This is a genomic window from Mucilaginibacter galii (assembly GCF_014635825.1).
In the GTDB taxonomy this organism is placed as follows: Bacteria; Bacteroidota; Bacteroidia; order Sphingobacteriales; family Sphingobacteriaceae; genus Mucilaginibacter; species Mucilaginibacter galii.
Window position 1 is genome coordinate 830135 of the sequence record NZ_BMDO01000001.1, and the last position, 22375, is coordinate 852509.

Sequence of the window (22375 nt, forward strand, 5' to 3'; positions counted from 1 at the left end):
CATATAAAACATAATAGCTCTCCCCTTTGGGGAGGATTGGGAGGGGTGAATGTACGCTGCAATTTTTGACATGGATGGCACTTTAGTTGATAACAATCCATATCACTTTAAAGCCTGGGCAGATATATTTGAAAAATACAAGCACACCAAAATAACACGGGATTTTTTCAACGAACATTTAAGCGGTGTACCCGGATTGCCCATTATGCGTGAGTATTTCAGCGAGATGGACGAGACGCAGATGCAGGCTGTTTTTGATGAAAAATCGCAGCGTTACCGCGATGCGTATGCACCCTATGCCAAACCTATAAATGGCTTGGAACGTTTTTTAAGCGAGTTGAAAGAGGCAGGCATTAAACTGGCCGTGGCATCATCGGCAGCGGTGATCAACATAGATTATATTATGAGCCATGTGCCCATCAGGCCCTATTTTGATGCCATTATTGATGGCCCGCATGTGAGCAAACCTAAACCTCATCCGCAAATATTTTTAAAAGCAGCCGAAGATTTAGGGGTTAAACCTGAGCACTGTGTAGTGTTTGAAGATTCACTATCGGGCATTAAAGCAGCCAATGCAGCAGGCATGAAAGTGGTTGGCATAACCACCACCCATACAGCTGCAGAACTACATCCGGTAGATATGGTGATAGCCGATTACACGGGGCTAACCGAACATAAACTGGCTGCCCTATTTGATACGAAATAACATGAGCGAAGATAAAGCGAGAGAGCAAAACAGTATTCCTACCAGCAAGGTAGAGCGGTCGGCCAAGTTTGTAAAAACGGGGTTCAAAGTAGGTGGTAATTACATTAAGCACTACTCTAAAAAGCTGTTTAACCCTGCCATGGACCGCACCGAACTGAACGAGGACAATGCGGCCGACATCTACGAATCGCTAAGCGAACTGAAGGGCAGTGCCCTTAAAGTAGCGCAGATGCTGAGCATGGATAAGAATATTTTGCCCAAAGCTTATGTAGACCAGTTTTCGCAATCGCAATACAACGCTCCGCCCCTATCGGGTCCGCTTATTGTACAAACTTTCAGAAAATACTTTGGCAAATCGCCCGAGCAGATCTATGATAAATTTAACCTCCGCTCTACCAACGCGGCCTCTATAGGCCAGGTACACGAGGCGGAACTTAACGGACAAAAATTAGCCGTTAAAATACAATATCCTGGCGTTGGCGATTCTATATCATCCGACTTAAAATTGATCAAACCTTTTGCCTTCAGGCTATTGGGCATGAGCGAAAAGGAATTGAACGTGTACATGCGCGAGGTAGAAGAACGCCTGGTAGAAGAAACAGATTACGAACTGGAAGTTCGCCGCTCCATAGAGTTTTCTAACGCCTGCGCAAATTTGGATAACATTGTATTCCCTACTTATTATCCCGAGTTATCCAGCAAACGCATTATTACCATGAGCTGGCTGGAAGGCATGCATTTAAAGGAGTTTATGCTCACCAATCCATCGCAGGAGTTGCGTAACCAAATTGGCCAGGCCCTGTGGGATTTCTATAACTACCAGCAACACGAGTTGCGCGCCGTACATGCCGACCCGCATCCGGGCAACTTTTTGATACTGCCCGACGGTCAGTTAGGCGTTATTGATTTTGGCTGTATTAAAGAAATGCCCGAAGATTTTTATTACCCCTTCTTCTCCCTTACCTCTACCAACCTGTTAGAAAATAAGGAAGAAACCATCAAAGCTTTCCGCAAGCTGGAAATGATACAGCCGAACGATAGTCCGCAGCAAATTGAGTTTTATTATGGCATGTATCATAAAATGATTGGCTTATTTGCCAAGCCTTACATGAGCAGCACTTTTGATTTTAGTGAAACTGCATTTTTTGAGGAATTATATGGCTTTGGCGAACAAATAGCTAAAATGCCCGAGTTTAAACAAGCGCGGGGTGTAAAGCACTTTATTTACGTTAACCGTACTAATTTTGGGTTGTATAACATTCTTCATGAGCTAAAAGCCCAGGTAAAAACCGATACTTACAAGCCGCATGTGATGCTGGTGCATTAGTGATGATTGAATAACCGAATTTCATAAAAAAAAGCTTAGCACCATGGCGCTAAGCTTTTTTTTATGCCGTAAAATCATCTTATTTTGTTTAGTTAAAACCCCCTGCGTTTTGCATTGTTGCATTTACTTATATGAAGATACTGCTTACAGGTGCCAATGGTTATATCGGGGCAAGGCTTATTCCGGCGTTGCTTGCGAAAGGTCATGAAGTGGCATGCCTTGTTCGCGATCCTAAATTATTTGCAAAGCAAAGTGAGTATGCCAACCAGGTAACCCTCATCACCGGCGATCTGCTGCGCAACCGTAGCCTCCAAGCGTTGCCAGCCGATATAGATGCAGCCTATTACCTGGTTAACGCCTTACCGCAAACGTCGGGCTTTGCAGGGTTGGAAGCGCTATCGGCCCAAAACTTTGTACAGGCCATTGATCAAACCACTTGCAAGCAAATTATTTCATTAAGCGAGATTGATGACCATTTGGGCGAAGCCGGCTTATCAAGGCTACATGTGGAAGAAATTTTGAGGGAAGCTGATGCAGCCATTACCATCCTGAAATCGACCATGATTGTAGGGCAGGGAAGTATTGCTTTAGAATTGCTGGAAGGGCTTACCAAGAAATCGCCCATTATTATTGCCGCTAACTGGGCCAAGGCACAAGAGCAGCCTATTGCCACCTGTAATGTAATTGACTACCTGGCAGGCTGCCTGTTAAATGAGGACACCTTTAACAGCGAGTTTCATATTGCCGGGCCGGATATTGTTACTTTTAAACAAATGCTGCTGACTTACGGCGAGGTATGCAGGCAGCGCAAGGTTAAGGTAATGACGGTGCCACAGGTATCGGCAGCACTATCTTCCTACTGGTTAAACTACCTTACCCCTATCAGTTACTCGCACGCCAAGACACTGGTAGAAAACCTAAAGTTCGACCTCGTATCGCGCGATGACACCATCAGGCGTATTATTCCCGTTCAGCTTCAAACACTCAAGGAAGCGCTTACACAATGCGCCTGATTATATATTACAGAGCTGCTAACTTCTACATATTATGCCCAACCATCACGTACTCATTACCGGCGCAACAGGTTTAATAGGCAAACCGCTTACAGATGCCTTACTTAAAAAAGGATACCAGGTAAGTCACCTGAGCCGCAGTGCGGGTAAAAACCCACAGGTTAAAACCTATATATGGGATGTTGACAAAGGGCAAATTGATGAGCATTGTATTGACGGCGTACAAACTATTATTCATTTAGCAGGCGCTGGTATTGCCGAAAAACGCTGGACCAAAAAGCGTAAGGCACTTTTAATAAATACCCGTACGCAATCCATCAGGCTTATTTACCAGGTATTGCAAAAGCAGCCACACCAGGTAAAGAACGTGATCTCTGCATCGGCCACTGGCTACTATAGCAATCGCGGCGATGAGTTACTGACCGAAGATAGTAAACCTCTTAACGACTTTTTAGGTACCTGCTGTATTGAATGGGAAAAAGCCGTTGATGAAGGTGAGGCTTTGGGTTTAAGCATCACTAAGTTTCGTACCGGCGTTGTGCTGTCTACCAAAGGAGGAGCACTGCCACCAATATCGCTTCCCGTTAAGTTTGGTTTAGGTGCATCCATAGGCAATGGCCGTCAGTTTATTCCATGGATACACTGGCAAGATGCTGTTGACATGTACTTGCAAGCCATTGAAGGCCATTTACCTGCCGATGTTTACAATATGGTAGCCCCCAACCCGGTAAACAATAAACAACTTACGCAAGCGGTAGCCCTCCAGTTACGCAAACCGTTGTGGGCGCCTAATGTACCTGCCTTTTTACTTAAACTGGCTTTAGGCGAAATGAGTTTGGTTGTACTGGGAAGCACCCGGGTATCGGCCCTGAAAGTGCAGGATGCCGGTTATAAATTTAAGTTTGAAAACATTACTGATGCCCTGAGCAATATATATGGATAGAAAAGCTCCTGTTACCCTGTTTTGGTTCCGCCGCGATTTACGCCTGCATGATAACGCCGGCTTATACCACGCCCTTAAAGGTCCAAATCCTGTATTGTGCATGTTCATCTTCGACCGCGACATTTTGGATATTTTGGAAGATAAAGACGATGCCCGCGTAACTTTTATCTATAATACTATTGACAAACTTAGCCAAGAACTGCAGGAGCACAAAAGCAGCCTGCTGATCAAATACGACAAGCCCGAACAAGCCTGGAAAGAAATTTTGCAGGAATACAATGTAGCTGCTGTTTACACCAACCGCGATTATGAACCCTACGCTAAACAGCGCGACGGTGAAATTGGCGAAATGCTGAACGCCAAAGGCATAGACTTTAAAACCTTTAAAGACCAGATCATATTTGAGCGCGACGAAGTAGTTAAGGACGATAAAAAGCCTTACACCGTTTTTACGCCCTATAAAAAGAAATGGATGAAAAAGGTAAACGAGTTCTATCTTAAAGCTTACCCTACCGAAAAGTACTTTAAAAATTTATATACCACCAAGCCACTCAAAGGAGTAAGTTTAAAGGAAATGGGCTTCACTAAAAGTGAAATTGAATTCCCTAAAACAGAGTACGAGCATATTATTGATGATTATGCCCAAAACCGTAATTTTCCGGCTAAAAAAGGCACTTCACATATTGGCTTGCACCTGCGCTTTGGTACCATAAGCATTCGCGATGCCGCCCGCAATTCTTTTGAACGTGAGCAAACCTGGCTGGGCGAACTCATATGGAGAGAGTTTTACATGATGGCGCTCGATCATTTTCCCGATACCGCTAATCATGCCTACCGCCCTGCATACGACCGTATGGAGTGGCGCAACAACGAAACGGAGTTTGAAGCCTGGTGCGAAGGAAAAACCGGCTATCCGCTGGTTGATGCCGGTATGCGCGAATTAAATGCCACCGGTTTTATGCATAACCGTGTACGCATGGTGGCCGCCAGCTTTATGGTGAAACACTTACTCATCGACTGGCGCTGGGGCGAACACTACTTTGGCCGTAAACTACTGGACTATGAAGCATCTACCAACATAGGCAGCTGGCAGTGGGTGGCAGGCTCGGGCACCGATGTAATGCCATATTTCAGAATATTTAACCCCGAGGCACAGTTGAAGAAGTTTGATCTTAAAATGGAGTACGTAAAAAAATGGGTTCCAGAATATGGCACCAGCCAATATCCAAAACCCATTATTGATAACAAAACCGGTAAAGAACGCGCTCTAAAAGCTTATAAAACGGCGCTGGCGCGGTAGTTAGTTAGTTACCGTTAAAACATTCATATCAAAACGCAGGCAACTTGTAGCAGGTATAACTGTTGCACCTGTGGTTGGATTAACATTTGCAGAAAAACCATAGGCTAATCTTGATGGTATGATCAACGACACTTTACTGCCTGCAACCACACCAATCAATCCGTCTTTCCATCCTTGAATAACACCATTCTCCAAGCCTAATGGCTTTCCTACATTGCCTGTTTCCTGATCATTGAATTCATCAAATATGGTGTTGTTGAATAACTTTCCGGTATATTGAACATTAACGGTTGATGTTTGTATAGCAGGTACTGTACCTGTACCTACCAGCGTAATTTGACGGTATAAAGAACTTTGCGGAAACTTTGAGGATACCACCTTTTGGTAACCGGTTAAGTTATTAGCGGTCAGGTATTTTTGAATAGCTGCATCATCGTATTTATCTATATCAGCATCGTTCAATACACTTACGGTGAAGTCAAGGCTTTCATTACCGGGCAAGCGACTACTGCCAACACCTGTACCTGCCGAACCATAAGCCAAATGTGAAGGAATTAAAAACCGGCCTTGCGTACCCTTGGTCTTAGCCAGATTATGCAAAGCCAGCATTAAACCTTTCGGCGTTGCTGCACCCACATAGTAATAATTACGGTTTACAAATGTATCTGTAATGGCATATTTACCATCTAAGGATTTAACGGTGTAAACTAACGATACGCGTTTATCATAATCAAGCGCCTCACCTTTGCCCTGATTAAATATTTGATAATAGATGCCGGTAGTATCTACATTTCCGGCTTTATCGCGCTGCATTCCGGTTAGGTTATTGGCTTTAATATAGGCATCTATCTGGTTTTGATCATACTCCTTGATCCCTATATCATTGCCATCCTTACGGCAAGAACATAAACCCAATACTGTTAAAAAAAAGAGCGCTAAATAAGATTGTTTCATTTAAAATTAGTTCGTTACATCAAATATTTGTATCGTAAAATCGAGCACCGAATTTGGCGGCAACCCATTTTTACCTAATTGGGGCTGGGCAAAAGGCCCGTACGCATAGCGCGACGCCATCAGTATCCTGATAATGCCTCCCTTGTTCACTTTACCATTTAACAAGCCCAGCTGCCAGCCTTTAATGGTTTGCCCCAGCACAAATGCAGGGTGTACACCAGTGGCACCTACTTCGGCTATAACCTCGCCGGTGGTTAATACCTTACCGGTATATGCCACCGTAATATTGCTCGACAGGCTGTAGAGCGTATTCACCGTGCCTTGCTTTTCTACCACGTAATAAACACCTACCGTGTCTTGTGTGCCTACTTTTACCTTAACCGCTTTACCGGCAAGGCCGTTACCGGCCACGTAATCGGCCAGTAGCTTATCATCAATGGCGGCCTGGTCGGGGTTTACCACCGCAGGGTCGTCTACTTTACTACAGGCTGTAAAAAGCAGCAGGCACCAGCACAATAATAATAACCTGTTCATCACCTTGTTAGTAGGGGGCAAATTTACTTTTTTAAAAAACAAAACACGCAGCTTAACAAATTTTAACATTTAAAACCAATCAACAAGGCATAATTTGCCTTTAGAACGGCTCAACGTTACCTATAAACGAATTATTCGGGCTTATAATCTAACGTAAGCTGATTAATTTTTTTCAGTGCTTTGGTTAGCTGCTGCTTTTCCTTGTCGCTAATGTGCTCGTTCAAATAAGCGTTGAACTGCTTTACAATAACCCGGGCCATTTGCCGCTTCTCCTTACCCAGATTGGTGAGGTATACTTTTACCGAGCGCTTATCGCCCTCGTTAGACTGGCGGTAAATAAGCCCCATTTTTTCCAGCTGGCTCAGCATGCGCGATAAACTGGTAGATTTTAACCCCAGCAGCGCCGCCACCTGCGATACCGTAGTACCCTCCTTCTCATCAATATTAATAAGCACGTAACCTATAGACTGGGTGATGCCAAAATCGGCCACCAACTGGTTATAGCGGTTGGCCATATTTTGCCAAACAATTTTCAAGAGGTAATCTATGGTTTCGTGGTTATTTTTCACAGTTTCGGCTTATGCCTACCAAAGGTAATATAAATTGAGGAGAGGCGTTGAGGAAGTTTGGAGGTTTAGGGAAAGCACCGGGAGCTTTGGGTGTTGGAGGAGGTGTGAAGCAATATAACCATTATAGCGTTGCCTTCGGCCAGGCTATCCGCTCATACTGCACCGGCCTTAGCCACAAGGCCGGTATCCGCTGCTATCCTTAACGCAATATATAAGTTACTGAAAGTTATGGCATGCTAAGTTCGAAGAGAAAATTCTTTAAGGAGCGGGATAGTATTCTTGTAATACGTATTTTGTAGCATCTGTACTTTTAGATTTACGCCTTCCAATCCATATATCACCTAAACGTTTAGCATAATATATCCCACCGTTGTTTTGCTCTTTCTTAACATACCCTTCTTCAAGCAAGTCTTCCGCAGTAAAATCTACATCTTCAAAATCGTCTTCAAAGCAAATATTCTCATCATCTGCAAGCAACCACTCAAATTCATCGAGGTCATAAAATTTCGATGCTAACTTGCTATATGGAAATGGCTTATTTTCGGATGCTTCCCAATTAAACTGCTTGCGCTCACTTGCTTCTTCCATTTTATAACAAATAATTTCTGACCGGATAAAAGCAGGGTCGTAAATCCACAGTTGTAAGTCATAAGGTATGCCTAAGTCATCAAATGTTTGCTGCCAATTATCATACGCTGTTATTAATTTAGCGATGATAAGCTTATAAAACCACAATGGAGGCTGGCGCTTTATTAATCTGTAAAATGGTGAAACCGTATATCGCTCATAAGAATGACTGCCACTTTCAGTAATAAAATATTTTGTATAAGGTTTCTTGATTTGCTCACCCCACCAGTTAAGGTGCTCCACCCTACGTTTCCAACCCCTAATCTTCTTTCGTTGTGAATTGTAATCTCTACTCATAAAGTTCATTTTCGCTATTGCAAGCTTCAACTTGTGGTTATTCTGCCCAAGTTTGTAAATTTTCTACATCAGCACTACGAGTTACACGTAGCTAAACTCGTGGAGAAGGGAATACTTTTTATGTCCGTGCAGGGTCTCTCAATAGAGGACCCTGCAATGCATTCATGCACTACAACCGACCAGTCTCTATGTCCGTGCAGGGTCTCTCGATAGAGGACCCTGCAATGCATTCATACACTACAACCACCGGGTAACTCAGGTTCCTCTGTCGAGAGACCCTGCGAAAACTTTTAAGGGTGTGGCCAGTTGTAACCTTTCTACCACCCCGCCTTCGTATCATCCCCTCTCGGGTCAGCACCGCCTGTATACCCCTGCGGCGTTACTACAATAGCATCTACCCGGCCAATATTTCCTTTGGTTACAATCTTATAACCTTTTTGCTGTAGCTGGCTTAACACCTCAGGAGAGAACGCATCGTTCTCAATATCCACCTCATCGGGTAGCCATTGGTGGTGGAAACGTTTGCTGGTTACGGCTTGCTGGGCGTCCTGGTTAAATTCGATAACGTTGAGGATGGTTTGAAACACGGAGGTTATAATGGTAGAACCACCAGGGGTGCCTACCACCATGAATAGCTTGCCGTCTTTTTCTACGATGGTGGGCGTCATGGAAGAGAGCATACGCTTGCCCGGCTGGATGCTGTTAGCCTTGCCACCTACTAAGCCGTACATGTTGGGTACGCCGGGTTTAGCACTAAAATCGTCCATTTCATTGTTGAGCAAAAAGCCGGCACCTTTTACAAAGATCTTAGCCCCGAACGATCCATTTAATGTGGTGGTAATAGATACGGCGTTGCCCTGTGCATCTACAATAGAGTAGTGCGTGGTTTGGTCGCTTTCGTAACCGGCAAAGCTACCCGGTTGTATGCTGCTGCTTGGTGTGGCGGTGTTCCAGTTAAAAGTTTGCATACGACCGGTAATGTAGTTGGGCTGCAGCAGGCTATCTACCGGCACTTTAAAATAATCGGGGTCGCCCAGGTATTTGGAGCGGTCGGCGTATACGCGGCGCTCGGCCTCGGTAATGAGTTGTACGGTCGAATCCTGGTTATGGCCCCAGCGGTTCAGCGGGTATGGCTCTACACTACGCAGCAACTGCACCAGCGCAATACCCCCGCTTGATGGCGGCGGCATGGTGATAACCCTGTATTGTTTGTAGTTGCCGGTAATGGCCTTACGCCAAACCGAGTGATAGTTGTTAAGGTCGGCTTGAGAAATCATGCCGTTGCCTGCTTTCATTTCGGTTATCAGTTGTAAAGCTACCGCACCGGCGTAAAAACCCGCACGGCCTTTATCGCGTATGAGGGTAAGCGTTCTAGCTAAGTCTTGCTGTATCAGTATATCGCCCGCTTTCCAGGGTGTATCTTTCGTAAAATAATTTATACCGGCTGTGTTTAGGCGGCTAAAGTCGGCCTGGTTACGGTTGAGGTCGTTGGCCAGTCGTTCGGTAATTTTAAAACCTTTTCGGGCCAGGTCAATAGCGGGCTGCACCAGGTCGGACCATTTGAGTTTACCGTACTTTTGATGTGCCTGTACCATTCCATCAACCGAGCCCGGCACACCGGCAGCCTGGTGAGTGTACAAACTTTTATTCGGGATCACATTACCTTTAGTATCCAGGTACATATTGGCGCTGGCAGCAGCCGGTGCCTTTTCCCTAAAATCGAGCGTATTGGTTTTCCCTTCTGCCGATCGGTATACCATGAAGCCGCCGCCGCCAATGTTACCCGCCTGCGGCAGCGTTACGGCCAGTGCAAATTGTACCGCTACGGCTGCATCAACAGCATTGCCACCTTTTTTCAATACCGCTAAACCGGCTTGTGCCGCATCGGGGTAGGCACAAACCACCATGCCCCGCTGGTACGATGGCGCATTTTGCGCATCCGCTAAAAACGGTTGCATAAATGAAAAAATCGTAAACAAAAATGCAGTGCTTACGGTAATTCTATAACCCGGTGTAATATTCATAGCCTCTAATATTTCACTAAATTAAAGGAAATCCTGTTAAACTAACATAGCCGCCTGCAGTCAAAAGGCTAAATTTTAAGGTTGACAATCAGCCTGATAAGGCAAATCAAATTCATTTTTCAACCGGGTAATGGCAGAAAAAGTAAAATCTGCCGTTATTTACACAAACATTCGATCATGAAAAAAACGCTTCTACTCCTTTTCATCCCTGCTTTTCTACTGCTCTTTCAGCAAAAGGCAAGTGCACAGTCTTATAATTATGCAGTGGGCTTAAAGTTTTCGGGTTACGAGAACGGTATTTCGGGTAAGTACTTTTTAAACGAGGGTACCGCCTTAGAAGGTGTACTGGGCCTGCGTAACCACGGACTGGTGATAACCGGCCTTTACGAAAAACATCAAACGGCCTTTAACCTGCCCGATCTTAAATTTTACTACGGTTTTGGTGCTCACGTAGGCGCAGTGGGTAGTGGCTTTTACAAACGCTATGGCAGCGATGATGAATATTATAACAGCAGCACCATCTTATTGGGTGCCGATGGTGTTTTAGGTTTAGAATATGTAATACCCGAAAGCCCCATAGCCATAAGCGTTGATCTTAACCCCCGCCTAGAACTGGCACGCGGACCATTTTTTGACATTGCACCCGGCTTGGGCATTAAGTACACGTTTAAATAGCAATATCCATTTAGCCGCTATGCGGCAACCTCATAAAATAAAAAGGGTCATGATATATCATGACCCTTTATCGTTGACAACGGGTGCTCATTAATGTGTAATGATCACCTTGGTGCTGTAAACCTTTTGCCCTATTACGGCCCGGAGTATGTAGGTGCCGGTAAACTGATCAGACACGCCGAAGGAGGTACTGTAATTTCCTTTCCTCACGGCATTGGTTTTGGTGTACACGGTTTTACCTATGGTGTTAATGAGCGATAGCGTAAGATCACCATCCTGCGGTGCAACAAGCGTAACATTCAGCTCGGTATTGGCCGGTACCGGGAATACCGACATCTTAATATCGCTTGGGGTATTCACCACGGCATTTTCCTTAATGTAAGTGTATACGGCCGATATAGAGGTACACCCTGATATAATGGTGTTTCTTAACTGGTAATTACCGCTTATTTGCGGCACATAGGTTTGCCCGGTAGCCCCGGCAATAATTTCATCGTTAAGATACCATTGGTTACCGGTGGGTATATTAGATTGCAAAGTGGTGCCGTTTTGCGTAATTACCGGGCTTAGCACGGTGGCAGGCTGACGTATTACCGAAGCGCAACCACTGCTGACTACACGCATATTGTAAAAGAAGTAATAGAAACCACGGTACGCTGTAGTGTCTGACGGGTTACTGGCCAGCGTGGCACTATTACCGGTAATCTTAAACACATCGTTGCCAAAAGGATAACCCGTTACGCCGCCGTTGCTGCGGTAAAGGGTGGCACCGTTGGCATAGGCGGTACTGATGGTGTAATTGCCTGCACGGGGCAAAACCAGGTTTAAGTTATAAACGCTTCCTGCATCGGTAGGGTCGTCGTTCTGCGTTCCGGTAGCGGCAGGGCTGCGGGTGGCGGTTACGTTAAGGGTGGTTACAGTCACTTCTTCACCGTTCGAATCGGTCACCGTAAATCTAACCCGCCCGGGGTTACCCACATACAACCGCGCGCTTTGTATAATAACAGGCGCCTTGGTGTTCACCCTCACTGCCTGGCTATACTGCCCATAACTACCCGAGCTAAAATTACTCTTAGCTGCCGGACCAATATTGGCGCTAAAGTCGTTCAACCCGGCATAAAAAGTGTTGTTTACCGGCTTTACCTGGGTAAACGTATTTTTACCTGTGGCTATAGGCACCCCGCCGGTTGGGGTGGTGTACCAAAATAGCTGTCCCTCACCTTCACCGGCCAGTGCATACTGCTTGGTGTCGTCGCAATAACTTGCCGTTACATTGGTAGCTACCGGTATAGAGCCAATAACTACCGAGGAAGTAACCTGGTTGTTAGCCGTAACAGGATCGTTAGTTAAATTGGTGGTTGCGGTAAGCGTGTAAGTAACCCCGGCAACAGAAGTAAAAGTGCCGTTAAGAATAAAATCATCTTCAGCCTGCTCGGTTAACGTACCGGTATACGTTTCGGTAAGGGTGGTAGCCGCGCCGCCGTTAGAGGGTGTAATAGTTACCGTTACCGGGATGTTGCTGATAGAGGCCGACCCAAAGTTCTTGAGCCTTACGCTAATGTTTGATACCCCGGCGCAGTTACCGTTAGCCACATTGTTGGTTACGGCAATGGCCCCTACATCGCGCGATGCTTTGGTGAACTGTACGCGGTAATCCTGCGTTTCTCCCTTGGCATACGTGCCGCAAGGGGTTACAGCGGCAGCCGAATTGGTTTCTACAAGTACCACCCTCATTAGGCTATAATTACCCGGGATAACCGAGGCGGGAATATTGATATTCCCTGTAAAAGTCCCGGTAGCGGCAATAACACCAGTTGTAGTAGCAAGCTCGGTAACAGGGTCGAACGTACCATCGCCGTTATAATCAATAAATACCTTGGCCATTTTGTTAAAGTTGGCGCCGCAGGTACCAAGAGTTAGGCTAATGGGCTGCGTGTTGCCCTGCTCTAACTGGGCAACAAGGTTGGTATAATCGCTGTAGGTAGTACAGCCAGCTGCAGGTGTGTTGTTGATGTTAGACAGCGTTACATTGTTAATACGGGAATCGGCGCTGGATGCGGGTGCCGATGTACAATAAGCAGCACCACCTACCCCTGTTGCAATAAGTGAATATGGTTGTGTACCGCCCGTCAAAGTACCCTTATGGGTGATCCTGATAGTGTAAGTGTGGCCGGGAATAGCGTTATCGAGGTACACCTGCTCTACGTTATCGCGTATATTATCGCCGCGGGTAGCGGCAGCATCGGGGGCATTAAAGTTCAATACCCAGGGGCTGTAAGTGGTTGTTCCGTCTATGATGCGGATATCGAGGTCGTTAATCAATTTGGGTGCACGGTCGTTAAGGGTGCCGGCGGCAGCTACGGTGGCTTGCGGGTCAGTCCAGGCTATGGTGGCTACCAAAGTACCGTTGCCTGATGCCACCACATTGATGTTCTGGGTTTGCCCCTGCGCCAGTGTACTTTCATTAAGGAGGCTTTTACCGCCTTTATCAGTAATGGCCTGCGCGGCTTTCTGCACATCCAGCACACCCCATCCAAAAGTATAATCGGGCCCTACGTTACCGGCATCAAAAGCGGTTTGGCATACCAGGCCTTTCAGCGTGGCCGACCGCATAAAGGCGCCGCTGTTCTTTTGCGCATAGTATTCCTGCAAAAGGTATAACGAGCCGGTTACGTTAGGCGTAGCCATAGAAGTGCCCGAAAGGGTTAAGTATGAGGTAGTGCTACTGCTGCCGGTAGATAATACGGCATCACCATCGCCGCAAATATCGGGCTTAATACGTCCATCATCGGTAGGGCCAAGCGAACTAAAATAGCTTGCCACCACGCCGCTGCGGGTTATTGGGCCGTAAGGCAACTGGTTTACCGAGCCTACCGTGAGTACGTTTTTAGCATTACTAAAACCGGGAATAACATCAAAACCGTTATTGCTGCTAATACTTGCATCGCGTATTTTGCTTACCAGTTTGCCGTTGGCATCGTACCCAAAGTATTCCGAACCTACGGCAGGGCCAGAGTAGCCACGCGCATTGCCCGATGCTGACACAATAAGGTAGTAAGGTGCATTCACCGCGGCCTGGTCTACCACTCTCGAATCGCTGTCATAATAGCCAAACTTATAATCCTCGGTAGCGCCGGAGTTTCCGTACCACTCCCAGCGGTTAAGGTCCGAATCGTAATTCCAACCGGCCACTACCCCATAAGAGTGGTTAGAAAGCAGCAAGTTCGAGGCTGCCGATGCAATTTCGGCCACGTCGTTATCAAAATCGTAAGACTGCAGCGTACGGGCGTTGAAGGCCATTCCTTTTGCCGGGGCATAAAGGCCTTTGGCTATCATGGTACCCGCCACGTGCGTGCTGTGCTCATCTATGGCAGCGGCATCGTGCAGGGTAATGGTTTTACCGGTAAACTCCTGGTGCGTGGTTAACACGGAGCCACCATCCCATATGGCCAGCTTACCATCGAGGTTAGCGCCCGAGCCCGACAAGTTTAAGCCCAGTGCACCGCCGGGCTGCACGGTATTGGTACGCGTAGTAGCCGCTGCGGTAGTATTGTTATAGCTTTTATAGTAAATAGGATAGCCCAGCGATGAGATGCGCTGCAAGGAGATCACTGTTCCGTTTTTATACTTTTTACGGGTTACCCAATTGTTTTGCGGCGCCAGCGCCAAAGCCTTTTTCAGGTTGGCGTTATACGTATTTTCGAGCGATGCAGATAGCTGGTCGAGCTGGGCCTTTTTCTCAGCAGTAACCAGTGGCTTTTGCGCCACAGCGTTCATTGCAAAAAAAACAGGGAGAAGAGCGGCAACCGTAAATTTGTATAAACTTTTAACCATATAATAATAGAAGTGCTGTAACACACTCAGCAAATATTGCGTAATTTAACGATTATATGATAACATTTGCAGCTATCATTTTTACACTATTACGTTATACTCTATTATTATGTTAAATCTTAATATTTTGCTCAAGCCGGTCAATCTTATAGTTGTTGCCGTGGCTGGCCTTATGTTTTCATGCACCATGCGTATGCCCCCACAAACCACTATAGAACAAGGCATTGAAGGCCACATTTACAAAGTGAGCGGCAACCAAATGCCTATGAAAGGTACTCAAAGGTCGAAGCCCAAAGCACTCATATGCGAGGTTTACATTTACAAACCTACCACCGTAAAGCAGGCACAGGGCCAGGGCACGCTTTACAGCCAAATCAACACACCATTAGTAGCCAAAGTAAAAACCGATAGTGCAGGCCATTACCAGGTTAAACTGCCGGTTGGCAATTATTCAGTTTTTGTGAAAGAAGGCAACCAGTATTTTGCCTCAGAAAGTGACGGCACCGGCAACCTGAACCCGGCCGAAGTATTTGCCGGGAAAGTAACTACCCGCAACATTACGGTAAACCATGACGCAGCTTATTAAAGCAGCAGCATCACGTTGAAAAGTCGGGGCATTTTACCTGTTAAATCTTGATCACATTGGCTGGCGACGGGTTCTTTTTCAAGTTACCGGCCACTCGTTTGATGAACATAAAGTTGGCCGCACCGCCAACCACTGCTCCTACTACTGGCACCAGGCGTTCGGCGGTTTTAGAGCCGATGTTGATCATTAGTTTTTCTACCACTTCCTCCATAATATTCTTGCTCATGGCTATACCGGCGTCCACCTTAAGCGAACTGGCCACGATCTTGAAAAACTCGCTGAAACTGAGCTTGTATTTACCGGTGTTGTGGTAAGATACCGCCATGGTTACCCTGAATTGCTGGGTAATCAGGTTAATCATATCCAGCGGTACGCCAATAAGCATGGTTGAAATACCGCCAATGCCTGTTATAGCGCCCGATCCGGCGGCCAGCAATGCACACTGGGTAATGAACTTGTCTATACCCATAGTATCCACCCCTTTTTTGATACCCATCTGATCTATCTGGTTAAAGATCTTCTGAAAACCGCCTTTAGAAAGCTGGGTTAAGCCAGCCTTTAAATTGTCTTTGGCTTTGTTGAGGTTTATTTTAGGAAAGCTGATGGCACGCATGGTATGTATTTATTTTTAATGATTGTGCTATTTTCATGCCATATATTTACAGGCATTGAGTTTATTAAAACAAGTGTGCTTGTAAAATGATTTATTCACACAATAACATCGTTGCCCGCAGGGTTTATATTTGAGCCGAAGTTTACAATCATGCAAGAAGAATACATTTTAGGGATAGATATTGGTACCGGAAGCACTAAAGGAGTGGGCTTGAGTTTAAAAGGTACCGTACTTGCTTCGGCACAGCACCACTACCTCATTAACGAACCGCAACCCGGCTACAGCGAACAAGACCCCGAAGCCATATGGCAGGCCTTTGTAGACTGCGTAAAAGATGTAACCGCCGAGATTAAACGCCCGCCTGCGGCCGTAAGTTTCAGCAGTGCTATGCACAGCCTTATTGCGGTTGATGATAAAGGTACTGCCCTGCACCCCATGATTACCTGGGCCGATACAAGGAGCGAAAAACTGGCCACCCAATTACGTGCCTCCCCCCAGGGCGAAGCTATTTACAGGCAAACCGGCACCCCTATTCATCCCATGACGCCTTTGTGCAAACTGCTTTGGATGAAAGAGCATGATGCCGGTCTGTTTCATAAAGCAGCGAAATTCATCTCCATTAAAGAGTACCTGTGGTATAAACTGTTTAATGCTTTTGAAGTTGATTATTCTTTAGCTTCGGCAACAGGTCTTTTTGATATTGTAAAGCTACAATGGAGCGATGAAGCCTGCCAACTGGCGGGCATAACCACCGATAAACTTTCTAAACCGGTAGACACCAACTACACACAAAAAGCCTTAATACCTGATGCTGAGAAATTATTGGGTATCCCCGGCAATACGCCTTTTGTAATTGGTGCCAGCGATGGTTGCTGTGCTAACCTGGGCAGCCACGTAACCGGCGCAGGAACCGCAGCACTCACCATTGGCACCAGCGGTGCTGTACGCATTACCGGCGCTCAACCTGTTTACAACTACCCCGCCATGATATTTAATTACCTGCTTAACCATAACACCTACGTAAGCGGCGGTGCAGTAAACAACGGTGGCATAGCTTTAGATTGGCTGCTCAAAAAGTTCCTGAACATTAGCAAACCTACCGACGAAGATTATAAGGACTTGTTTAAAGCCATAAACACCGTACCTGCCGGGAGTGAAGGTTTATTGTTTCTTCCCTATCTTTACGGCGAACGTGCCCCTATTTGGGATGCCAACAGCAGCGGTGCCTACCTCAACATACAACCGCAGCACAGCCAGCAGCACTTTTTACGGGCGGGGTTAGAAGGCATATGCTTTGCCCTTGCCGATGTGGTGAATACCCTTGAGCAGGCATCAACCCCCATTAAGCAAATCAGCATCAGCGGAGGGTTTATTAGTTCGGCAACGTGGGTGCAAATTTTGGCCAATATTACCGGTAAAAAGCTGGTGGTGCAGCAAACGGAAGATGCTTCGGCCATGGGTGCTGTTTACATAGCCATGCAGGAATTGTTTCCCGACACACAGTTGCCTCACCTGCCCGATGCCCAGGTTATTGAACCTGATGCCGAAAGTCATAAAGTTTATGCAAAGATGTTCCCGTTGTTTAAGAAAGTGTATGAGGATTTGAAGGGAAGCATGCAGGTATTGAATGGGTTAACGGAGCAGGGATAGTAGTTTATTGCTGCTGCAATCTTTAAATTTGTGGTGAGAATACAGCAAGTTTTCAACTTGATTGTAAACTGATAGCTTACGACATGGCACCCATAAGTTAAAAATTTGCCGTAACAAAGAGCGTTAAAACTAAGGTTACTATAATAATAGCAATAACATATCTTTATCAAATGAGCCTCATAATGCAACTGCACAGCTTTCTTGATAATGTATTTAAAAGCTTAAAGCTTACACAACCACTTTTCTTTAAAGGGTTTCCAGCACTCAGGTTTGACTTGCAAGATGAAATGCTTGATACATCTGATGATGCTTACTTTACAGAGGTAGTTAGGAGGATGAACAAGATACATGAAATAACAACAAGCAAAAATGATGAAGTACTAATTATGCTACAACGTTATACTTATAAACGAAGAAAAATTAGAAAGTATAGCTATCTGTTCAAGCTTTTTAATGAAGCAACGGCTACCTACCAGTTTAAACGTTCAAAAGCACCAATTTATAAGGCGAACGGTGATACAGTTGCTGACAGGTCTTGTCTGGTTATAATAAAAGATAAAGCTTGTAATATTAATTTCAAAGGAATATTTGTTGGAATTTCACATGCTGACTTTGGTAGAACACCAATTATTAGGGGTGAATTATATATTGTCAACCTCACTAAAGCAACAATAACTTTGATGTATGATGACAGAGGATGCGATCTCGTGTCTAATAATATTCAACTTTTGAAGGATTATTATGTAGAATTAAATGATTTGGTTTTGGAAGCAAATCGTTCGGACATTATTGAGCGTTTAAACATATAGACCGCCATATGCGCGCACGCCTGTGGCGTGAGAATATAAGCCCTTATAAAACAGCTTTAACAACAGCAATATGTCATTCGGCACAAGCCACAGGCGTGCGCTAACATACCCATTCAGTTAACTAACGCTAATCATTTTCTTCCTGCCCTACACATACCCCCAGCGTTTCATGAAAACGAATAATTTTACTCAGCACCTCCAGCGTGGTATTAAAATCAGTTTCGCCAACTAATTGCTTGTACTGTTCTACCAGCTTAATCATTTCGCGGTTGGCGTCCTGCACGTAATTCTTGCCTTCTTCGGTTAGGTTAATGCGGTAGCTGCGCTTATCCTGCTTTATGGGTGCCGAGGTAATCATGCCCATCTGTTCCAGTTCTTTTACCGTTCGGCTCATGGCCTGCTTGGCTATCAACGCTTTTTTGGAAATTTCGGTATTGGTATTGCCTTCGGGGCTGATATTAAAAATCAAGGGCATGTAAGAAAGCTTCAGATGTCCGTTATACGGCCTGATAGTTTGGTGCGACCATACATCCAAATGCTTTTTGGCAATATAGATCAGCCTTCCCCAGTTCTTCTCATCGTCGTATTGCAAGCTCTCAATCTTATCTACCATAGGTTACTTTACAAAACTTTTAATTAGTAAACAATGCTTACCAATTAGTAAACAATGTTTACCAATTAATAAACATTGTTTACTTTTACAAAAGTAGGCAAGAGTGATAAAAACTCATTCAACTTTCTTAAAAAAACACACAACAAAATACTTATGAAAACAACAATTTTAGTAGCCGGAGCTACAGGCAATTTGGGTGGGCGCATTGTGAAAGCGTTATTAGAACAGGGAGCCAACGTTCGTGCACTCGTTCGCCATAATTCTGATGAAAGTAAAGTGGAACACCTAAAGCAGAGCCGTGTAGATGTGGTTACAGCCGATATGAACAACCTGGAAGAACTTACTAAAGCTTGTGAAGGTGTAGCCTGCGTAGTATCGGTACTACAGGGATTGCACGATGTAATTGTAGACACGCAGACCTTATTGCTTAATGCCGCTGTGGCTGCCGGGGTACCACGCTTTATCCCCTCCGATTTCTCTACAGATTTTACCCAGATTGCACCCGGCGAAAACCGCAACTTTGATCTGCGCCGGGAGTTTAAAGAGCGGCTGGACCAAGCTCTTATTGCCGCTACCTCTATCATGAACGGTGCCTTTGCCGAGATTTTGGCTTATGGCACGCCCCTGCTTAACCTAAAAGATAAAACCGCAGGCTATTGGGAAAACCCCGATTTGAAAATGGATTTTACTACCATGGATGATACCGCCGCCTTTACTGCCGCAGCCGCGTTAGATGCTTCTACCCCGCGCATTTTGCACATTGCCAGCTTCCAGTTAAGCGCTAATGGCATTGCCGAAACGGCTACCGAAGTACTGCAACAACCTTTTAAACTGGCACCTATGGGTACCCTGGCAGATTTAAGCGCACATAACCAGCGCGAACGTGCCGCCCACCCCGAAGGCGAGCAGGAAGTGTTTCCACGCTGGCAACAAAGTCAGTACATTCAAAGCATGTTTAGCGTGCAGATAGATACGTTAGATAACGACCGCTACCCTGATTTAACATGGACCAGCGCGCTGGAGATGATTAAACAATTGGGACAAAGGGGAAGATAAGCATGTAATAACCTATACGTCATTGCGAGGTACGAAGCAATCGCTGTACGGCAGGTAATCGCCTCATTAGTCTACGCAGGGATTGCTTCGTACCTCGCAATGACGTGTTTTTGTTGCTTGACTTAAATCCCCAATTAAGGCAGCAACTTCGTATCGGCAATGCCATACTTTAGCTTCCATTTTTCTATCACGGGCTGTTCTAAAGGTATTTGGCGGTATTCGTCGGGGGCCATAATGGGCACGCCGTAGATGATGGGGTACTTGCGCTGGCAGGTGCTGCAGGTTAAAATTCCTTCTATTATATTATCTTCTATATCCTTGGCCAGTACCTGCAAATTAAGGTCGTGCTTATCAAAAGGGCAGCACAGTTTTTCAATGGTTTTTAGTTTCATGTTAATTCTTTTTAAGTTTTGCAAGGAGCTGTCTAAAAATTTAAACCACCCTGTAAGTTCGATTGATAACGAGAAATCCTGTTACTCTGTGCCTGTTATTCGCCTTGCAATTTGAACAGGATCTCTCACTATCGTTCGAGATAACAGTGTGCATTTATTATACAGCTGCTAAAGCTTGTTGATACTCTTTTACTTTTTGTTGCGGATGCCCGGCACTTAAAATGCCCGATATAACGGCCACGCCATCAAACGGCGTCTCTTTTTTGAGCAGTGCTATGTTTTCGGGAGTAACACCACCCGATACAAAGATGGGCATGTTAGTCATACCCCGGGCCTGCTTAACCGTTTGGGGCATTACAATATCGCAGCTACCGGCCGATGGCGAAGGGAACATGGCGCAGAATGACACATAATCGAAGCCATGCTGATATGCCCATTCCACTGTTTTCAAATTGCCAGAACAGGTAATGCCCGACAGGAATGGCCTGCCCACAGTTTGCTGAATCTCTTTGTAGTTGGTAGGGATAGTATCGAAGTGAACTCCTTGCAAACCCTGGCATTGTGTAAGCAATTGCCATTCCTCATTAATGAATAACGGAACATGGTAAGTATTACATAAGCCTGCTACGGCTTCTACCCACTTTAATTTATCAATACCGGCAGACCAGTTGTTCCAAATTTGCACTACATTGATGCCTGCGGCTAACGCTGCCGACAATTTGTTGAGCAATAGTTCCTGTTCCATACCCGGATCGAGCACCAGGTAAATTCCGCCTGTTATTGAATGAGATTTTCCCATTACTTCCATCCTTCTTTATAAGCGTTAAAAAATGCTGCCCAATATGGGTCGGTACTGTAATAGGGCAGGTCTACTTCTACGTCTTCATCTATTAATTTATAGCCTTGCTCTTTGGATGTAAACTCACCTATAACAGTACCCTTAATATTATTTTGTTGTAAGCGCTGCAATACGTTTGGTGCGGCTTCTGGTTTAGCGGCCATCACCATTGACCCCGCGCCTACGCAAAAGCGGCTATCAATGCCGAATAATTTGCAGATACTTTCCTGTGCATTGCCTTTGGGTAATAGCTTATTATCCACCAGTACGCCATTACCCGATGCTATGGCCATTTCATAAACTGCCCCTAACACACCGCCCTCGGTAACATCGTGCATGCCGGTTACTTCGTGATGTGGTTCGTGGGCACCCGAAGCTATCAAGGCATCGGGTAAAGAAGAGGTTTGGTAAAACAAGGCACAAGCCTGGTTATAAACTTCTTTACCCAATTTATTCTTTACCGTTTCCGGGAAACACATAGCCAGTATAGCCGAAGAAGACAATGCACATTCCTTGGTGATGATAATAACATCGCCTGCGTTTGCTTTATGGCTTAACAAAATATTGTTCAGTGGTGCTGTAAGCAACATGGTACCGCCGCCTGCTATAGTGGAGTTTTGCCCTTCTATGCTCCCGGTGTGTCCGCCTGTAATGGCTACGCCAATATCGTTGCAGTATTGATGAATATAATTCCAGTAGGTGGTAAAATCAGCTTTGGTTAAGGTGGGTGGCAGGTTGAGTACCATTTGGGCATACATGGGTGCAAAACCGGTGGTGCCCATATCGTTGGCCATTAAGTGTACCGATAACCAGGCCGATTCCTGCAAGCCCAGCGCCGTTATTAATGATAAAGGGTCGCTGGTAAGTGCCAGTCCTGTGCCGCCGCCAATATCCACCAACGATACATCCACCCCAAAAGCCGGTCCGCTTTTAACTTCACTGTGCGGATGGCCGCAACGTGGAAGAATGATTTCTTCGAAACCGCCGTTACTTATTTTTCCTAAAGACATAAGTA

21 protein-coding genes are annotated in these 22375 nt (G+C 45.5%); 10 read left to right on the forward strand and 11 right to left on the reverse strand.

What is annotated here, in order from left to right:
- The first annotated feature begins 49 nt into the window (after positions 1 to 49).
- The 5 genes from IEV61_RS03555 to IEV61_RS03575 all read left to right on the forward strand — a co-directional run bounded on the left by IEV61_RS03555 (position 50) and on the right by IEV61_RS03575 (position 5289).
- On the forward strand, positions 50 to 706 hold the full coding sequence (locus tag IEV61_RS03555; RefSeq protein WP_262890584.1) for an HAD family hydrolase: 657 nt from the start codon (positions 50 to 52) through the stop codon (positions 704 to 706).
- Between the two features lies 1 nt (position 707).
- On the forward strand, positions 708 to 2033 hold the full coding sequence (locus IEV61_RS03560) for an ABC1 kinase family protein (RefSeq protein ID WP_188413812.1): 1326 nt from the start codon (positions 708 to 710) through the stop codon (positions 2031 to 2033).
- Between the two features lie 131 nt (positions 2034 to 2164).
- On the forward strand, positions 2165 to 3046 hold the full coding sequence (locus IEV61_RS03565; protein ID WP_188413814.1) for an NAD(P)H-binding protein: 882 nt from the start codon (positions 2165 to 2167) through the stop codon (positions 3044 to 3046).
- Positions 3047 to 3080: 34 nt separating this feature from the next.
- Positions 3081 to 3989, forward strand: a complete 909-nt coding sequence (locus tag IEV61_RS03570; RefSeq protein WP_188413816.1) for a TIGR01777 family oxidoreductase — start codon at positions 3081 to 3083, stop codon at positions 3987 to 3989.
- A complete protein-coding gene (locus IEV61_RS03575) occupies positions 3982 to 5289 on the forward strand; it encodes a cryptochrome/photolyase family protein (protein WP_188413818.1) in 1308 nt (435 codons plus the stop codon). Before IEV61_RS03570 ends, IEV61_RS03575 begins: the two co-directional genes overlap by 8 nt.
- Here IEV61_RS03575 and IEV61_RS03580 read toward each other — a convergent pair whose 3' ends face one another.
- The 5 genes from IEV61_RS03580 to ggt form a co-directional block, all read right to left on the reverse strand.
- Positions 5290 to 6243 (reverse strand): FKBP-type peptidyl-prolyl cis-trans isomerase, encoded by a 954-nt coding sequence (locus IEV61_RS03580; protein WP_188413820.1) that lies wholly within the window; start codon positions 6241 to 6243, stop codon positions 5290 to 5292. It lies immediately after the preceding gene.
- Between the two features lie 6 nt (positions 6244 to 6249).
- The gene (locus IEV61_RS03585) at positions 6250 to 6777 is read right to left on the reverse strand and encodes an FKBP-type peptidyl-prolyl cis-trans isomerase (RefSeq protein ID WP_188413822.1); all 528 of its coding nucleotides are present in this window, start codon (positions 6775 to 6777) and stop codon (positions 6250 to 6252) included.
- 131 nt (positions 6778 to 6908) lie between these two features.
- Positions 6909 to 7292 carry a MarR family winged helix-turn-helix transcriptional regulator gene (locus IEV61_RS03590; RefSeq protein WP_188414431.1) on the reverse strand — a complete coding sequence of 128 codons (384 nt, stop codon included), beginning with the start codon at positions 7290 to 7292 and terminating at the stop codon, positions 6909 to 6911.
- A gap of 312 nt (positions 7293 to 7604) precedes the next feature.
- Complete coding sequence (locus IEV61_RS03595; RefSeq protein WP_188413824.1) at positions 7605 to 8270, reverse strand: hypothetical protein; 666 nt, start codon at positions 8268 to 8270, stop codon at positions 7605 to 7607.
- Between the two features lie 317 nt (positions 8271 to 8587).
- Positions 8588 to 10228, reverse strand: a complete 1641-nt coding sequence (gene ggt, locus IEV61_RS03600; RefSeq protein ID WP_229747023.1) for a gamma-glutamyltransferase — start codon at positions 10226 to 10228, stop codon at positions 8588 to 8590.
- Positions 10229 to 10471: 243 nt separating this feature from the next.
- Here ggt and IEV61_RS03605 point away from each other — a divergent pair, with 243 nt between their 5' ends.
- The gene (locus tag IEV61_RS03605; RefSeq protein WP_188413828.1) at positions 10472 to 10969 is read left to right on the forward strand and encodes a hypothetical protein; all 498 of its coding nucleotides are present in this window, start codon (positions 10472 to 10474) and stop codon (positions 10967 to 10969) included.
- Between the two features lie 90 nt (positions 10970 to 11059).
- Here IEV61_RS03605 and IEV61_RS03610 read toward each other — a convergent pair whose 3' ends face one another.
- Complete coding sequence (locus IEV61_RS03610; RefSeq protein ID WP_188413830.1) at positions 11060 to 14746, reverse strand: S8 family serine peptidase; 3687 nt, start codon at positions 14744 to 14746, stop codon at positions 11060 to 11062.
- A 166-nt stretch (positions 14747 to 14912) separates the two neighbouring features.
- Here IEV61_RS03610 and IEV61_RS03615 point away from each other — a divergent pair, with 166 nt between their 5' ends.
- Positions 14913 to 15389 carry a carboxypeptidase regulatory-like domain-containing protein gene (locus tag IEV61_RS03615; protein WP_188413832.1) on the forward strand — a complete coding sequence of 159 codons (477 nt, stop codon included), beginning with the start codon at positions 14913 to 14915 and terminating at the stop codon, positions 15387 to 15389.
- Between the two features lie 40 nt (positions 15390 to 15429).
- Here IEV61_RS03615 and IEV61_RS03620 read toward each other — a convergent pair whose 3' ends face one another.
- Positions 15430 to 16002: a hypothetical protein gene (locus IEV61_RS03620; RefSeq protein WP_188413834.1), complete on the reverse strand. Its 573-nt coding sequence runs from the start codon at positions 16000 to 16002 to the stop codon at positions 15430 to 15432.
- Between the two features lie 150 nt (positions 16003 to 16152).
- Here IEV61_RS03620 and IEV61_RS03625 point away from each other — a divergent pair, with 150 nt between their 5' ends.
- Both IEV61_RS03625 and IEV61_RS03630 read left to right on the forward strand, forming a co-directional pair.
- The gene (locus IEV61_RS03625; RefSeq protein ID WP_188413837.1) at positions 16153 to 17652 is read left to right on the forward strand and encodes a gluconokinase; all 1500 of its coding nucleotides are present in this window, start codon (positions 16153 to 16155) and stop codon (positions 17650 to 17652) included.
- A 182-nt stretch (positions 17653 to 17834) separates the two neighbouring features.
- Complete coding sequence (locus tag IEV61_RS03630; protein WP_188413839.1) at positions 17835 to 18461, forward strand: DUF3885 domain-containing protein; 627 nt, start codon at positions 17835 to 17837, stop codon at positions 18459 to 18461.
- Positions 18462 to 18588: 127 nt separating this feature from the next.
- Here the strand turns inward: IEV61_RS03630 and IEV61_RS03635 are convergent, their stop codons facing one another.
- Positions 18589 to 19074 carry a MarR family winged helix-turn-helix transcriptional regulator gene (locus IEV61_RS03635; protein WP_188413841.1) on the reverse strand — a complete coding sequence of 162 codons (486 nt, stop codon included), beginning with the start codon at positions 19072 to 19074 and terminating at the stop codon, positions 18589 to 18591.
- Positions 19075 to 19227: 153 nt separating this feature from the next.
- Here IEV61_RS03635 and IEV61_RS03640 point away from each other — a divergent pair, with 153 nt between their 5' ends.
- Complete coding sequence (locus IEV61_RS03640; RefSeq protein ID WP_188413843.1) at positions 19228 to 20130, forward strand: NmrA family NAD(P)-binding protein; 903 nt, start codon at positions 19228 to 19230, stop codon at positions 20128 to 20130.
- 134 nt (positions 20131 to 20264) lie between these two features.
- Here the strand turns inward: IEV61_RS03640 and IEV61_RS03645 are convergent, their stop codons facing one another.
- The 3 genes from IEV61_RS03645 to IEV61_RS03655 all read right to left on the reverse strand — a co-directional run bounded on the left by IEV61_RS03645 (position 20265) and on the right by IEV61_RS03655 (position 22370).
- Positions 20265 to 20522 carry a Trm112 family protein gene (locus IEV61_RS03645; protein ID WP_188413845.1) on the reverse strand — a complete coding sequence of 86 codons (258 nt, stop codon included), beginning with the start codon at positions 20520 to 20522 and terminating at the stop codon, positions 20265 to 20267.
- Between the two features lie 157 nt (positions 20523 to 20679).
- Positions 20680 to 21321 carry a thiamine phosphate synthase gene (locus IEV61_RS03650; protein WP_188413847.1) on the reverse strand — a complete coding sequence of 214 codons (642 nt, stop codon included), beginning with the start codon at positions 21319 to 21321 and terminating at the stop codon, positions 20680 to 20682.
- Positions 21321 to 22370, reverse strand: coding sequence for an AIR synthase-related protein (locus IEV61_RS03655; protein WP_188413849.1), 1050 nt, complete (start codon positions 22368 to 22370; stop codon positions 21321 to 21323). Before IEV61_RS03655 ends, IEV61_RS03650 begins: the two co-directional genes overlap by 1 nt.
- Between the last annotated feature and the right edge of the window lie 5 nt (positions 22371 to 22375).